General features: G+C 69.7%; 12 protein-coding genes. 6 read left to right on the top strand and 6 right to left on the bottom strand.

All coding sequences use genetic code 11. From position 1 onward, the window contains the following. Positions 1-138: 138 nt before the first annotated feature. Together ABNX41_RS13410 and zapE are read left to right on the top strand one after the other, a co-directional pair. Positions 139-2,058: a D-alanyl-D-alanine carboxypeptidase family protein gene (locus ABNX41_RS13410; RefSeq protein ID WP_438670274.1), complete on the top strand. Its 1,920-nt coding sequence runs from the start codon at positions 139-141 to the stop codon at positions 2,056-2,058. Between the two features lie 70 nt (positions 2,059-2,128). Continuing rightward, positions 2,129-3,241 (top strand): cell division protein ZapE, encoded by a 1,113-nt coding sequence (zapE, locus tag ABNX41_RS13405; RefSeq protein ID WP_438670233.1) that lies wholly within the window; start codon positions 2,129-2,131, stop codon positions 3,239-3,241. An 8-nt stretch (positions 3,242-3,249) separates the two neighbouring features. Here zapE and ABNX41_RS13400 read toward each other — a convergent pair whose 3' ends face one another. Genes ABNX41_RS13400 through serB form a run of 3 tightly spaced genes read right to left on the bottom strand, consistent with a single transcriptional unit; the run spans position 3,250 to position 5,375 of the window. Continuing rightward, positions 3,250-4,014: a TSUP family transporter gene (locus ABNX41_RS13400; RefSeq protein WP_438670232.1), complete on the bottom strand. Its 765-nt coding sequence runs from the start codon at positions 4,012-4,014 to the stop codon at positions 3,250-3,252. A gap of 3 nt (positions 4,015-4,017) precedes the next feature. Beyond that, the gene (locus tag ABNX41_RS13395; protein ID WP_438670231.1) at positions 4,018-4,503 is read right to left on the bottom strand and encodes a GNAT family N-acetyltransferase; all 486 of its coding nucleotides are present in this window, start codon (positions 4,501-4,503) and stop codon (positions 4,018-4,020) included. After that, complete coding sequence (gene serB, locus ABNX41_RS13390) at positions 4,500-5,375, bottom strand: phosphoserine phosphatase SerB (protein ID WP_438670230.1); 876 nt, start codon at positions 5,373-5,375, stop codon at positions 4,500-4,502. Before serB ends, ABNX41_RS13395 begins: the two co-directional genes overlap by 4 nt. 201 nt (positions 5,376-5,576) lie before the next feature. On the opposite strand from serB, the gene ABNX41_RS13385 reads away from it, so the two are divergent. Beyond that, entirely contained in the window at positions 5,577-6,731 is a 1,155-nt protein-coding gene (locus ABNX41_RS13385; protein ID WP_438670229.1) for a phosphoserine transaminase, read from the top strand. A gap of 88 nt (positions 6,732-6,819) precedes the next feature. Beyond that, positions 6,820-8,415, top strand: a complete 1,596-nt coding sequence (gene serA, locus ABNX41_RS13380) for a phosphoglycerate dehydrogenase (protein WP_438670228.1) — start codon at positions 6,820-6,822, stop codon at positions 8,413-8,415. A gap of 78 nt (positions 8,416-8,493) precedes the next feature. Here the strand turns inward: serA and gnd are convergent, their stop codons facing one another. Beyond that, positions 8,494-9,921 carry an NADP-dependent phosphogluconate dehydrogenase gene (gene gnd, locus ABNX41_RS13375; RefSeq protein WP_438670227.1) on the bottom strand — a complete coding sequence of 476 codons (1,428 nt, stop codon included), beginning with the start codon at positions 9,919-9,921 and terminating at the stop codon, positions 8,494-8,496. 136 nt (positions 9,922-10,057) lie between these two features. Between gnd and ABNX41_RS13370 the strand changes: the two genes are divergently transcribed. Then, positions 10,058-10,786, top strand: coding sequence for a metallophosphoesterase (locus tag ABNX41_RS13370; RefSeq protein WP_438670226.1), 729 nt, complete (start codon positions 10,058-10,060; stop codon positions 10,784-10,786). Positions 10,787-10,790: 4 nt separating this feature from the next. Here the strand turns inward: ABNX41_RS13370 and ABNX41_RS13365 are convergent, their stop codons facing one another. Further along, complete coding sequence (locus ABNX41_RS13365; protein ID WP_438670225.1) at positions 10,791-11,915, bottom strand: MFS transporter; 1,125 nt, start codon at positions 11,913-11,915, stop codon at positions 10,791-10,793. Positions 11,916-12,177: 262 nt separating this feature from the next. Between ABNX41_RS13365 and bktB the strand changes: the two genes are divergently transcribed. Next, positions 12,178-13,347, top strand: a complete 1,170-nt coding sequence (gene bktB / locus ABNX41_RS13360) for a beta-ketothiolase BktB (protein ID WP_438670224.1) — start codon at positions 12,178-12,180, stop codon at positions 13,345-13,347. A gap of 72 nt (positions 13,348-13,419) precedes the next feature. Here the strand turns inward: bktB and pbpC are convergent, their stop codons facing one another. Then, positions 13,420-15,477, bottom strand: a complete 2,058-nt coding sequence (pbpC, locus tag ABNX41_RS13355; protein ID WP_438670223.1) for a penicillin-binding protein 1C — start codon at positions 15,475-15,477, stop codon at positions 13,420-13,422. Positions 15,478-15,507 lie beyond the last annotated feature (30 nt).

Below are 15,507 nucleotides of genomic sequence, written 5' to 3'. Positions count from 1 at the left end.
GGCAAAAGGAACGGCGACGTGGCTTCGCTTGTCGGGCGGTTTTTCCGCGCTTTCACCCTTTTCGTGACGCTTCCGGCGTTGTTCGCAACCGTTTTCGCGGCGGATCCGGCGCGTTCGGCACCCTTCGCGGCGATCATCATGGATGCCAGGACCGGCGAGACGCTGTGGTCGCAGAATGCCGACACCAAGCTGCACCCCGCCTCGCTGACCAAGATGATGACGCTTTATATCGCGTTTCAAGAGATCGAAGCCGGGCGGATGTCGCTCGATACCGTGGTGACGGTGTCGAAACATGCCGCCGCGCAGCCCCCTTCGCGGCTGGGACTCCGGCAGGGGCAGAAGATCAAGATGCGCTATCTGATCCGCGCCGCCGCGATCAAATCCGCCAATGACGCCGCCGCCGCCATCGGCGATGCCATCGCGGGCTCGGAAGCCGCCTTCGCGCAGCGCATGACGCGCACGGCCCGCGCGCTTGGAATGAAGAACACCACCTTCAGGAACGCCCATGGCCTGACCGCGCAGGGCCATCTTTCCACCGCGCGCGACATGAATATCCTCGGGCGGCATCTGTTCTACGATTTTCCGCAATATTACAATATCTTCTCGCGCCGCAGCGCCGATGCGGGCATCGCCACGGTCAACAACACCAACAGCCGTTTTCTGGATTCATACGAGGGCGCCGACGGGATCAAGACCGGCTATACCATCGCCGCAGGGTTCAATCTGACCGCCTCGGCCAAGCGCGGCGACAAACGGCTGATCACCACCGTCTTCGGCGGCACCTCGACCGCGCAGCGCAACGCCAAGATGGCCGAGTTGATGAACATGGGCTTCGGCCTGGCCAAGAACCGCGTGCGCGAGCGGCCGCCGACCGCCGCGCCGATCCCGGACGCCTCGGTCCCGCTGGTCATGGCGCCTGCCGACGATCCGGGCGTGCCCGGCGGCGCGGCCAAGACCATCCGCGTCTCGGGCGCGATGACGCGCTCGCTGCGCCCGATGCCGCGCCCGGTGGCGGCGCCGCCCGCGGGCCTGTCCGACGATGTCGCCATGGCGATCGCGGCCAGCGTTCAGGATGCGATGGCCGAGCCGCCGCCCCCCGCTACGCTTGAGGCGCAGGCGGTCGAACTGGCCGCCGCGCCCGCGGCCGATCCGGCGGTGGTGGAAACCATCCTGGCCGAGGTCGTGACCTCCGAACCCGCCCCGGGCACGCTTGAGGCCCAGGCCGCGTCCTTGGCCGCTTCCAGCCCGGCTGAGCCCGGCCCCGCGCCCAGGCCCGAGCCCGGCACCTTCGAGGCCCAGGCCCTTGCGCTGGCCGAAGAGCGGGCGCCTGCCGAAACCGCCCCCGTCGAAGCCACCCCTACCGATCCCGCCGCCGTGGCGCTTTCCGAGGCTACCCCCGAAACCGACACCGCGAACGCCATGGCCAGTTCGCTGCGCCCGCAGCCCCGCCCCGGCGCGGACGAGGCCGCAAGCCCGGAAACCGCGCTCGCCCAGGCGGAACCCGCAGCGGAACCCGCCGTGGAGGAAACCGTCCTGCTCGCCTCGGCCGCGCCGCTCGAAGCGGTGGTGCCCTTCCAGGTGATCGACGAATCCGACGCCGCGCTGGCCCTCGCCACCGCTCCGGCCGTCGACGGCCTCCTGGCGGAGGGCGCCCTGACCGGGATCGAGACCGTCTCGGCCCCCGCCAATGCGCCGATCTACGACAGCGTCGAAACCGGATCGACCGAACGCCGCGCGCCCATCTTCGATTCGGTGGCGCTGGCGACCGTTCAGCCCGAATTCGACGAAGAGGTGGTGATCGTGTCGAAATCCACCTCTGGCGGGCGCGCCTGGGGGGTCTTCGTCGGCGCCTACAATTCGCGCTACGAGGCCGAGCGCGCGCTGCTTCGCACCGGACTTGCCGAAAGCGCCACGCTGGACCAGGGCCTGCGCAAGATCACCGAACGGGGCGGCAAATACCGCGCCACCTTCCTTGGCCTGACCGAGGACCAGGCCGACCTGGCCTGCCGCCGCATTCGCGCCCGGGGCGTGAGCTGCGAGACCTCGGGCCCGGCGTGACGCGCCTTTCCGGGCCGCCCGCCTGCGGCCCGGCCTTTACCTCGTGCCCGCGGGGACGGTATACGAAGGCATGCGCCAGACCCTGACCGAAATCTACGAGGCCCGCGTGGCCGAGGGCGTCCTTCGCCCCGACCCCGCGCAGCATGCCGTCCTGCCCCTGCTTGAGGAGATCCGCCTCTGGCTTGAGGCCAATCCGGCACGCCGGGCGGGCGGGCTCAGGGGGCTGTTCGCCAAGGCGCCTCCCCCGCCGCCGAAGGGGCTTTACCTCTGGGGCGGCGTCGGGCGCGGCAAGTCGATGATGATGGACCTGTTCATCGAGGCGACCGGGATCACCGCCAAGCGCCGGGTGCATTTCCACGCCTTCATGCAGGAAATCCACCGCGAATTGCACGAGGCCCGCAAGAAGGGGATCGAGGACACCATCCTTCCCGTCGCCGAACGCATCGCCAGAGAGGTGCGGCTGCTGGCCTTCGACGAGATGCAGATCAAGGACATCACCGATGCCATGCTGGTCGGCCGGCTGTTCCAGAAGCTGTTCGAGGGCGGCGTGGTCATCGTCACCACCTCGAACCGCCCGCCCGAAGATCTTTACAAGAACGGCCTGAACCGCCAGTTGTTCCTGCCCTTCATCGCCATGCTGCGCGAGCGCCTGACCGTGCATGAGATCGTCTCGGCCAACGACTATCGCCAGAACCGGCTGGCGGGGGCGCAGGTCTATTTCCACCCCGCCGCCTCGGCCCAGGGCCAGATCGAGGCGATCTGGACCGACCTGACCGGCGGCGCCCCGGGCGAGGTGCTGCGCATCCCGGTGAACGGGCGCGAAACCGAAATCCCGCGCTTTGCCAACGGCATCGGCCGCGCGACCTTCTGGGACCTGTGCGACCGCCCGCTGGGCCCGGGCGATTATCTCGCCATGGCCGAGGCCTGCCGCGTGCTGATCATCGAGGACGTGCCCCGGCTGTCCTCGTCGAACTTCAACCAGGCCAAGCGCTTCGTCACCCTGATCGACGCGCTTTACGAGGCGAAGGTGCGGGTGATCTGCTCGGCCGCCGAATCGCCCGAAAAGCTGTATGTCGAGGGCGAGGGCGCCTTCGAATTCGAACGCACCGCCAGTCGGCTGCGCGAGATGCAGGGCGCGGATTGGGGCGCGGACCGGGATGCGGACCGGGCAGCCGAGGCATAGGCCCGGCCTCAGCCCGAAACCGCCTGCCAGATCAGCCTTAGCGCCATCGCGGTCGAGGTCACCACCAGAAGCGGGCGGATCAGCCGCGCGCCCACCCGCATCGCCAGCCGCGCCCCAAGCGCCGCGCCGCAGATCGCCGCCAGCGCCATGCCCGCCCCCACCGCCCACCAGACCGCGCCGGTGGGGATGAACACCGCCAGCGCCCCGGCGTTGGAGGCGAAGTTCAAAAGCTTGGTATGGGCGGTCGCCTTCAGCACGCCGTAGCCCGCCAGGGCGACGAAGCCGAGCATGAAGAAACTGCCCGTCCCCGGCCCGAAGAACCCGTCATAGGCGGCGATCAGGGGCACCACTGTCAGCGCGAAGACCACGGGCCTCATCCGCTCGACCCGGTCCTGGTCCGTCAGGCCCTTGCGCAGGGCGAAGAAAGCGGCGATGGCGATCAGCACCCCCGGCATGATCAGCCGCAGCGCCGCATCGGGCACCAGATGCGCGATCATCGCCCCAAGCCCCCCGGCGCAGGCCGAAACCGCCGCCATCGGCAGTTGCGCGGCCAGCCGCACATGGCCAGCCCGCGCATAGCTGAGCGCCGCCGTCCCCGACCCGAAACTGCCCTGCAGCTTGTTCGTCGCGAGCGTCTCGACCGGCGAGGCCCCGGCCAAGAGCAGCGCAGGTACGGTGATCAGCCCGCCGCCGCCCGCCACCGAATCGACGAAACCCGCCAGAAAGGCCGCCAGCATCAGCAAAAGCGCGGTCTCGGTCGCGATCTCGAACATGGTTCAAAGCCGGAAGCTGCGGCTGACCCGTCCGGTGACCCGCCCGTCCTCCAGCGCCCAGCCGGGATCGGTCTCGCGGTCGATGAAGCCGATCCTGGCGTAATAGGCCAGGCCCGGCCGGTTATCGAGCCGGATGGTGGCGTTCAGCATCTCGACGCCCTCGGCCCGGCAGGCGGCGGCCGTCGCCTCGAACAGCCGCGCGCCGATGCCGCGCGCCTGGATGCCGACCTGGACGAAAGTGCCGATATCGCCCCAGGTCACGGGCAGGCCGGGGTTCCGCCCCACGGCCTGAAAGCCGATCACCCGGCCATCTTCCTCGGCCACGAAGCAGCAGATCGTTCCGGGGCCTTCGATATAGGCGCGCCCGACCGCCTCGGGGTCGCGCTCGTGCTGATGGGCGGTGGTGCCGCCGATGCGAATGATCTCGTTGAGGATGCCCGCCATCTGCGGCGCGTCGGGGGCCCGGGCGGGCCGGATGGTCATGGTCATGCCGCGAATTCCTCGCGCCGGTAGCCTTGCAGGTAAAGCAATGCGGTCAGGTCGCCATGATTCACCCGGATCTGGCATTCCGCCTGAACCCGCGGCTTGGCATGGGCCGCCACCCCGATGCCCGCGCGCAAAAGCATCGGCAGATCGTTCGCCCCGTCGCCCACCGCGATCGCATCGGCCTCGGTCAGGCCCAGCCGGGCCGAGATCTGCTCCAGGGCCTCGACCTTGGCCTCGCGGCCCAGGATCGGCTCGGCCACCTGGCCGGTCAGCTTGCCGCCTTCGGCCAGCAGCAGATTGGCGCGGTTCTCGTCGAAGCCGAGCCGCGCGGCGATCCGGGCGGTGAAGGCGGTGAACCCGCCCGAGACCAGCGCGCAATAGGCGCCATGCGCCTTCATCGTGGCGATCAGTTCCGGCCCGCCGGGCATCAGGGTGATGCGGGTCTCGATCACCCGGTCGATCACCGATTCGGGCAGGTCGCGCAAGAGGGCGACGCGCTCGCGCAGGGCAGCCTCGAAATCCAGCTCTCCATTCATCGCCCGCGCGGTGATCCCCGCGACATGGGCGCCGACGCCGGCCTCGTCGGCCAGTTCGTCGATGCATTCCTGCCGGATCATGGTCGAATCCATATCGGCGAGCAGCAGGCGCTTTCTGCGCCCCCCGGCGGGCTGGATCGCCATGTCGAGACCCAGGGATTGCAGGTCCTGCCACACCTGCCAGCGGTTTTCCGGCACCGCCTCCAGGTCGAATTCCGCCGCCACCCCGGGGTCGAGCCAGCGCAATTCCCCCCCGCCCCAGGCATTGCGCAGCGATTCGGCACTGACACGGTCAAGGCCGGGGCGTCGGGGATCGCTCAGCAGGGTAACGGTGAACATCGGGGGCTCCCTCTCGTCAGGTGCGACGGGCGTCAGGCGCGGCGGGCATATCCGGTTTCGCCCCCCTGCGCCAGAGCCGCCCCCACCGGCTTTGGGCGCGGCGCTGTCGGAAACCCATTGCAAAGCGTCGCGGCCGGGCGTAAGTGCGGCAGCGGGACACCCTTCCCCAACGAAGGGCATTTATCTGTAAGGATATCAGATATGGCACTGACCGCCCCGGCAACGCGCCCGGCCAATCCGCGTTTTTCTTCGGGCCCCTGCGCGAAGATCCCCGGCTTCTCCCTCGACATGCTGTCCGACGCGCCCCTCGGCCGCTCGCACCGTGCCAGCGTCGGCAAGGCCAAGCTGAAAGAGGCGATCGACCTTACCCGTGAAATTCTGGGCGTGCCCGCGGATTACCGCATCGGTATCGTGCCCGCCTCGGACACCGGCGCGGTGGAAATGGCGCTGTGGAGCCTTCTGGGCGCGCGCCCGGTCGAAATGCTGGCCTGGGAATCCTTCGGCGAAGGCTGGGTCACCGATGTCGTCAAGCAATTGAAGCTCGACGCCACCGTGAAGAAGGCCCCCTATGGCGAGATCGTCGATTTCGCCACGGTCGACTTTGACAAGGATGTGGTATTCACCTGGAACGGCACCACCTCGGGCGTGCGCTTGCCCAATGCCGATGCGATTCCGGCCGACCGCCAGGGCCTGACCATCTGCGACGCCACCTCGGCCGCTTTCGCGATGGATCTGGACTGGGCCAAGCTCGATGTCGTGACCTTCTCCTGGCAGAAGGTCCTGGGCGGCGAGGGCGGCCATGGCGTCCTGATCCTCAGCCCCCGCGCGGTGGAGCGGCTGGAAAGCTACGCCCCCGCCTGGCCCTTGCCGAAGATCTTCCGCATGACCAAGGGCGGCAAGCTGATCGAGGGCATCTTCGTGGGCGAGACGATCAACACCCCCTCGATGCTCTGCGTCGAGGATTACCTCGTCTCGCTGAAATGGGCCCGGACCATCGGCGGGCTGAAGGGCCTGATCGCGCGCTCCGAAGCCAATGCGGCCGCGGTCAGGGACTTCATCGCCGACAAGGACTGGATCGCCGATCTGGCGGTGGATCCGGCCACGGCCTCCTGCACCTCGGTCTGCCTGAAGTTCACCGATGCGCGGATCAAGGACGGCGCCGCCTTTGCCAAGGCCGTGGCCAAGCGGCTGGAGAAGGAAGGCGTGGCGCTGGACGCGGGCGCCTATCGCGACGCCCCTCCGGGCCTGCGGATCTGGTGCGGGGCCACGGTCGAGACCGCCGATGTCGAGGCGCTGATGCCCTGGATCGCCTATGCGTTCGAGGCCGAGATCGCGGCGCTGACCGAAGCGGCCTGAGCCGCTTCCCGCGAATACCTTTTCGGGGGGCGCGCCGCCCGCGCCCTCCCCTCCCCCACCCGGAAAACCCCATTTCAAGGAGCCCCCAATGGCCCCCCGCGTTCTCGTTTCCGACGAACTGAGTGAAACCGCCGTCCAGATCTTCCGCGACCGTGGCGTCGAGGTCGACTACATGCCGAAGCTTGGCAAGGACAAGGAAAAGCTGGCCGAGGTGATCGGCCAGTATGACGGCCTCGCCATCCGCTCGGCCACCAAGGTCACCGAAAAGCTGCTGGCGAATGCCACCAACCTCAAGGTCGTGGGCCGCGCCGGGATCGGCGTCGACAATGTCGACATTCCGGCCGCGTCGAAAAAGGGCGTGATCGTGATGAACACGCCCTTCGGCAATTCGGTCACCACCGCCGAACATGCCATCGCCATGATGTTCGCCGTGGCCCGCCAACTGCCCGAGGCTTCGACCTCCACCCATGCCGGCAAATGGGAGAAATCGAAGTTCATGGGGGTCGAGCTGTTCAACAAGACCCTTGGCGTCATCGGCGCGGGCAATATCGGCGGCATCGTCTGCGACCGCGCCGTGGGCCTCAAGATGAAGGTCCTGGCCTATGACCCCTTCCTGTCGGAAGAGCGCGCGAAACAGCTTGGCGTGACCAAGGTCGAACTGGACGACCTGCTGGCGCGGGCCGACTTCATCACCCTGCATGTGCCGCTGACCGACAAGACCCGCGGCATCCTGAATGCCGAGACCCTTGCCAAGACCAAGCCCGGCGTGCGGATCATCAACTGCGCCCGTGGCGGCCTTGTCGACGAGGCGGCCCTGGCCGAGGCGCTGACATCCGGCCATGTCGCGGGCGCCGCCTTCGACGTGTTCGAGACCGAACCCGCCACGGAAAGCCCGCTGTTCAACCTGCCCAATGTGGTGGTGACGCCCCACCTCGGCGCCTCGACCACCGAAGCGCAGGAGAATGTCGCCCTGCAGGTGGCCGAGCAGATGTCGGACTACCTTCTGACCGGCGCGGTCTCGAACGCGCTGAACATGCCCAATGTCACCGCCGAAGAGGCCGCCGTGATGGGGCCGTGGATCAAGCTCGCCTCGCATCTGGGGGCCTTCATCGGCCAGATGACCGAAGAGCCGATCACCGCGCTGAACATCCTTTACGACGGTCTGGTGGCCGAGATGAACCTGGCCGCGCTGAACCAGTCGGTGATCGCGGGCGTGCTGAAGGCGGCGAACCCGGATGTGAACCTTGTCTCGGCCCCGATCGTGGCCAAGGAAAAGGGCATCCAGCTTTCGACCACCCGGCAGGACAAGTCCGGCTCGTTCGACGGCTATATCAAGGTGACCGTGGTCACCGACAAGCGCGAGCGTTCGGTCGCGGGCACGGTCTTTTCGGACGGCAAGCCGCGGTTCATCCAGATCAAGGGCATCAATATCGACGCCGAGATCGGCAGCCACATGCTCTATACCACCAATGAGGACGTGCCCGGCATCATCGGCCTGCTGGGCATGACCATGGGCAAGAACAACGTCAATATCGCGAACTTCACGCTGGGCCGGACCTCGGTCGGGCAGGATGCCATCGCGATCCTCTATCTCGACGCGCCGCTCGATCCCAAGGTGGTCGAGACGCTGGAGGGCACCGGCATGTTCCAGCAGGTGAAGCCCCTGGCCTTCGACCTGGCCTGAGAAGACCTGGCCTGATCCGGTCCGCATCGGACGAAGGGCCCGGGGACACCACACCCCCGGGCCCTTTTCCTTTTCCGCTCAGCCCGCGCCCCAGGGGCCATGCGGGATCGGTCGGCCGTCCAGCCGCTCGAACCCATGGGCGCCGAAGAAGTCGCGCAGGCCCTGGATCATGTTGGCCGTGCCGCGCGCGCGGCCCATCAGGTCGAACCAGGCCAGCCCCGCCGAAAGTGCGGGCAGGCCGTGGCCATGCAGCGCGCCTGCCGCGACCACCTTGCGAAGCGCGCCGTGATGCCAGCGCAGCAGATCGGCGAAATCCGGCGCGAGGATCAGGTTGCGCGCCGGATCCTCCTCCAGCGCGGCCGCCATCCGGTCCAGCATGGCCGAGCGGATGATGCAGCCCGCCCGCCAGACCTTGGCGCATTCCGGCAGGGGCACGCCCCAACCATGGGTCTGCGAGGCGGTATCGAGCATCGCGAAGCCTTGCGCATAGCACAGGACCTTGCCCGCGATCAGCGCGCCCTCCAGATCGGCGATGGTCAGTTGCACCTCCTGCGCGCCCCGCCCGAAGTCGCGCCCGAACAGCGCCTCGCCCGCCTGCCGCTCGGCCCGGCGGGCCGAGACGTTGCGCGCCATCACCGCCGCCTCGATCACCGGCACCGGGGCGGCCAGGTGCTGCGCCTCGATGGCGGTCCAGCGCCCGGTGCCCTTCTGCCCGGCGGCATCCAGGATCACGTCGAGCATCGCGCCCCCGGTGACGGGATCCACCGCCCGGGCGACCGCCGCCGAAATCTCGACCAGGTAGCTTTGCAGCGGGCCCCGGTTCCAGGCCTCGAACACGCCGCCGATCTCGCGCGCGCCAAGGCCGAGCCCGTCGCGCATCAGCCCGTAGACCTCGGCGATCATCTGCATATCGGCGTATTCGATGCCGTTGTGGACGGTCTTGACGAAATGGCCCGCGCCGCCCGGCCCCATCCAGGTGGCGCAGGGCGTGTCGCCGTGGCGCGCGGCGATGGCGGTCAGGACCCGCGCCACCCGCGCCCAGGCCTCGGGCGGGCCGCCCCCCATGATCGAGGGGCCGTGGCGCGCGCCCTCCTCGCCGCCCGAGACGCCGATCCCTAGGAAGGGAACGCCCTGGGCCCGCGCCTCTTGCGCGCGACGCTCGGTGTCGTGGAAATTGGCGTTCCCGGCATCGATGATCATGTCGGCAGGGTCCAGCAGCGGGCGCAAGGCCGCGATCTGCTGGTCCACCGGCGCGCCCGCGGGCACCATCAGGATGATCGCGCGCGGCGGCGCGATGGCGGCGACCAGATCCTCAAGGCTTTCGGTGGGAAGGATGTTTCCGGCCAGCGCCCCGGCCCCGGCCACGAAGGTCCCGGTGACCGACGCGGTCCGGTTCCAGACCGCGATGCGAAAGCCCTTCTCGGCGATGTTCAGGGCCAGGGCCGCGCCCATGGTGCCAAGGCCGATCAGCCCGATTTCGGCCCTGCCCGGGTTGGTCGGCTGCATGGATCCCTCCGTATGATAGCGCCAACACGATTTGCCGCCATCGCGGCCCGAAAGGCAAGACCGGCCTTGCCGCCCCGCCCACCGCCGCCTAAGCCTTGGGCAGCGATCCGCAGGCTGGAAGAAGGACAAGGCCATCATGCGCAGCTATGCCATCGGCGACATCCATGGCCATCTGGAGCTTTTGAAGCGCGCCCATGACCGTATCCATGCCGATATGGCGATCCACGGACCGGCGCCGATTATCCATCTGGGCGATCTTGAGGATCGCGGGCCCGACAGTCGCGGCGTGATCGACCATCTGATCGCCGGGATCCGCGCTGGCGAGGACTGGGTGGTGCTGCGGGGCAACCACGACCGGCTGTTCACCCGCTTTCTGGAGGATCCCGAATGGCTGGATCCCAACATGTCCAGCCGGGTGAACTGGCTTCACCCCAAGGTCGGCGGGATCCAGACGCTGCAATCCTACGGCGTGCGCGCGGCGGGGGACCGTCCGCTGGGCCCGGTCCATGCCGAAGCGCTTGAGGCCGTGCCGCCCGAACATCTCGCCTTCCTCGACGCGCGGCCGACATTGCATCAGCGCGGAGAGGTGGTCTTCGTCCATGCCGGGATCCGCCCCGGCATCGCTCTGGCCGATCAGGTCGAAGAGGATCTGATCTGGATCCGCAAGGGCTGGCTCGACGATCCGCGCGACCACGGGCCGCTGGTGGTGCATGGCCATACCGCGCTGGACGCGCCCACCCATTACGGCAACCGGGTGAACATCGACAGCTCCGCCGCCTATGGCGGGCCCCTGACCGCCATCGCGGTCGAGGGGCGCGAGGTCTTCGTGCTGACCGAGACTGGCCGGGTGCCGCTTCTGCCCTGAGCCTTCAGCGTCTCCGCCGCCCGACGACAAGCGCCAGCACAAGGACCGTCCCGGTCAACGCCAGCACCAGCCAGAAGAAGCCGAGCGGCCCGAACCCGCCCATCAGCCGCCCCAGGACCAGGGGCAGGGAAACCGCGCCGACCAGCCCAGCCGTCAGCGCGACCGGCGCCACGCGCGGATCCGCGCCCATGGCTTTCGTAGCGGTCACGAAGAAACTGGGAAAGAACAGCCCGGTGGCAAAGCCCAGAAGCACGAAGAACGGCCCCGGCGCCACCAGCACCACCCCAATCGCGGCCAGCGTGGCCAGCCCCATGCCGCCCTGATAGATCGCGAAAGGGGGCAGGCGGTCGGCGAACAACACCAGCACGCCGCGCGCCGCGACGAAGGCGATGAAGAAGACCGAAAGCAGGCCCGAGGCGGCGGCCTCGCCTGCTCCGGCGGCGATCAGCGCGCTCGGGCCAAGGCCGATCAGCGCGCTTTCCATCCCGACGCCCACCGCGCCGAACCCCAGGATCGGCCAGTCGATCCGCAGTGCCGGTTTCGGTCCCGGTATCGCCGTCGGCGCGGCGGGTTCGGCGGGTCCGCCCCCCAGCCACGCGCCCGCCGCGAAGACGATGGCCAGAAGCAGCGCCGCGCCCCCGAAGGCCAGCCGGATCTCGGCGCCCAGAGCGACGAAGGCGATCGGCGCCAGGATGGCGCCCAGGCCGAAGACGGTGTTGATCAGGCTCAGCATCGAGGGGCCGCGCGGCCCGAACGCCGCCAGGATGCGCGGATTGAACACCGCCGCCGCGACACCGTAGCCCGCGCCGAAGGTCAGCGCCGACAGCAGAACCGGCCCCCAGCCCGCCATGGTCGCGATCCCCGCCGCCCCCAGCCCCATCAGCGCCAGCGACAGACGGGGCGGCACCCGCATGCCATAGAGATAGACGAGGCCGATGCCGACGGCGCTGCCCGCAGCCTGGATCGAGATCACCAGCGCCGCCTCTCCGGGTTCGAGCCCGAAATCGCGCTGTATCCCGGGCAGCGAGGGGCCGAACAGCGCGAGCACCGCGCCCATCAGCGCGAAAGTGGCAAGGCCAAGGACCAGAAGGCCCGCGCGGCCCGGATGGTCCCCCGTGGGCTTCGACATCTGCGCTCTCCTTCCCTCGCGCGCCGCGATTCCGGCCCCCGGGTGTCGCCGCCCCCGCGCGCGCTGTCAACGCCATCGGCGGCGATCAGCAGCAACGCGGCACCGTCCCGGAAAAGGTCCGACCCGGCGGGATCTGACGCAACGTCACTCCGGCCCCCGGGCGCGGAGCGGCTAAGGTTCCGCGCGATCCCGCCGCAGGACGGCAGGCGTTCCGAACCATCCCGCCGCAGCCTGGCGGGCCTTCCACAACCAAGGTAAGCCCATGACCGACATCTACATCCTTTCCGCCGCCCGCACCGCCATCGGCACTTTCGGCGGCGGGCTTTCGGGGCTCGCTCCCTATGAGATCGCCACCACCGCCGCCCGCGCCGCGATCGAGCGCGCCGGGGTCGATCCCGCGCGGATCGGCACCGTGGTCTTCGGCCATGTCATCAACACCGAACCGAAGGACATGTATCTGTCGCGCCTCGCCGCGATCCAGGCGGGCATTCCCGAAAGCGCGCCCGCGATGAACGTGAACCGGCTTTGCGGCTCGGGCGCGCAGGCCATCGTCTCGGCGGCGCAGGCGCTTTTGACGGGCGATGCCGAGATCGCGCTCGCAGGCGGCGCCGAATGCATGAGCCGCTCGCCCTATGCGATGACCACCGCCCGCTGGGGCCAGAAGATGGGCGACACCAAGGTGCTGGACATGATGACCGGCGCGCTGACCTGCCCCTTCGGCACCGGCCATATGGGCATCACCGCCGAGAATGTCGCCGCCGCGAACGGCATCACGCGCGAGGCGCAGGACGCCTTCGCCCTGCAAAGCCAGCAGCGGGCGGCGAAGGCCATCGCCGAAGGGCTGTTCCGCGACCAGATCGTCCCGGTCGAGATCGCGGGCCGCAAGGGCACCGTCGTCTTCGACACCGACGAACATCCCAAACCCACCACGGCCGAGGCTCTGGCAAAGCTGAAACCCGCCTTCCAGAAGGACGGCACGGTGACGGCGGGGAATGCCTCGGGCCTGAACGACGGCGCGGGCGCGCTGGTGCTGGCGCGCGGCGATGCGCTTGGCGAGTGCAGCCCCCGGGCGCGGCTGATGGGCTGGGCGGTGGCGGGCGTCGATCCCAAGGTGATGGGCATCGGCCCGATCCCGGCGGTGAAGGCGCTTTGCGCGAAACTGGGCGTCACGCCGCAAAGCTTCGACATCGTCGAATCGAACGAGGCCTTCGCGGCCCAGGCGCTGGCGGTCTCGGGCGCGCTGGATCTGGATCCGGCGAAGGTGAACCCCAATGGCGGGGCCATCGCGCTTGGCCATCCCATCGGCGGCACCGGCGCGATCATCACCACCAAGGCGCTTTACGAACTGGAGCGGACCGGGGGGAAGACCGCGCTGGTCACCATGTGCATCGGCGGCGGCCAGGGCATCGCCCTGGCGATCGAACGGGTCTGAACCAACCCGCCCGAACGGGCATATCCGGGCGGGCAGGCCTTGGGCGGCGCGCGGCTCCGAAAGGGCGGCGCCTCAGCGCAGCCGCAGCCCGGCCCGGGCCGAACGGCCCTCGGCGTCGATGACGCTGAGGGTCACGAACCCCGCCCCGGCCATCGCCAGCACCGCCTCGCGGTCGCGCGCGCCGGTCACCACCGGCGCGCCGTCGACCAGCCAGGTGAAAGGCGCCTTGCCGCCCGAGACCCGCACCTTCAACCCCGCGCCCGCGATCAGCTCGACCTCGGCCCCGTCGGGCGGGAAGGCCACGCTCGGCGCGCCCTCGGGCGCGAAAGCGGCCTCGCGCGGGCGGAAGCGGCGCAGCGGCGCGGGCAGTTCGGCGTTCGAGACCAGACGCGTCGCCGCGGGCGCGGGCGGCGGCGCATCCAACCCCGGCTTCAGCCGCGCAAAGGCCTGGAACAGCACCGGCGCGGCGGTATCGGCCCCGAAGGCGCCGGGCACCGGCGTCCCGTCCGCCCGCCCCATCCAGACCCCGATCACATGGCGGCCGTCATAGCCGATCGCCCAGGCGTCGCGATGGCCATAGCTGGTCCCGGTCTTGTAGGAAAGCCGGTTCGCGGGGGCCCCCGGCGGCGGCGCGAGCCCCGCCAGAATGTCGCCGATCTGCCAGGCCGCGACCGCCGACAGCACCCGCTGGCCCTGCGCTTCCCTGTCGCCCTCGGCCCGCCAGGTCAGGGGCAGCGCCACGCCCCCGCGCGCGATGGCGGCGTAAAGCTGGACCAGCCCCTCAAGGCTGACCCCCACGCCGCCCAGGCTGACGGCCAGGCCCGGACGCTCTCCCGGCAGGCGAACCACCATCCCCGCCCGCTCCATCGCCAACAGCAGCCGCGCGGGCCCGAACGCCTCGGTCAGCGCCACCACGGGGATGTTCAGCGAAAGCTGCAAAGCCTCGCGCAGGCGGATTTCGCCGCGATAGAGCCGGTCGAAATTCTGCGGCGCATAGCCGCCGAAATCCATCGGCCGGTCGTCGACCAGGGTCTCGGGATGGGCGAGCCCCTGGTCGAAGGCCAGCCCGTAGACCAAAGGCTTCAGCGTCGATCCGGGCGAGCGCATCGCCACAGTCATGTCGACGAAGCCCTGCCGCCCGTCGTCACGGAACCCCGCCGATCCGACCGAGGCCAGGATCTCGCCCGAGGCATGGTCGGCCACCAGGATCGCGACCTGCATCTGGTCGCGGCCCAGAACCGCCAGCGCCGCCAGATCCTCAAGCCGCGCCTGCAAGCCGCGATCCAGCGTCAGCCGGTGCAGGGGCGCCAGCGGATCCCCGGCCCGGGCGCGGTCGGCCAGATGGGGCGCATGGGCGGGAAAGGCCAGCCGCCGACCCGGCACCGGCTCGGACCGCGCGGCCTCGGCCTCTTCGGCCTCGACCAGGCCGAAGCGCACGGCGCGGGCCAGCACCCGATCGCGGGCGTCGCGGGCACGGTCCGCCGCGCGGTCGGGACGGCGGCTTTCGGGGGATTGCGGGATCGCGACCAGCAGCGCCGCCTCGGCCGGGGTCAGGCGCGCGGGCTCCTTGCCGAACCAGGCCAGCGAGGCCGCGCGCACCCCCTCCAGATTGCCGCCATAGGGGGCGAGCAGCAGGTAGAGCGACAGGATCTCGTCCTTGGTCAGCACCCGCTCCAGCTTCAGGGCGACGCGGATCTGGCGCAGCTTTCCCGCGACCTCGCCGGTCGTGCCCTCTTCCAGCAGCCGCGCCACCTGCATGGTCAGCGTCGACCCGCCCGAGACCACGCGCCCGTTCCACGCCGCCTGCGCGAAGGCCCGCGCCATCGCCCGGGGGTCCACCCCGGAATGGCTGCGAAACCGCCGGTCCTCATAGGTCAACAGCATGGCGACGAAACCCGGATCGACCCGCGTCGGATCGACGTCCAGCCGCCAACGCCCGTCCGCCACGGTATAGGCACGCAGAAGCCGCCCGTCGCGATCCTGCACCTCGACCGAGGTGGCGGGCGCCAGCGGCGGCAGGTCGGTGGCCTCGACCCAGGCGTCGAAACGGTCGCGGCCATGGGCGGCGAGCATGAGCCCCGCCGCCAGCGCCAAGATCCAGCCCGCGCCCCTTCCCGCCACCCGCCGCATCCCAGGGCGCCGTATCCCAGCGCGCCGCAT

The sequence above is a fragment of the Pseudogemmobacter sonorensis genome (assembly GCF_042762395.1).
GTDB lineage: Bacteria > Pseudomonadota > Alphaproteobacteria > Rhodobacterales > Rhodobacteraceae > Pseudogemmobacter > Pseudogemmobacter sonorensis.
This window is presented reverse-complemented; position numbering and strand designations above follow the sequence as displayed.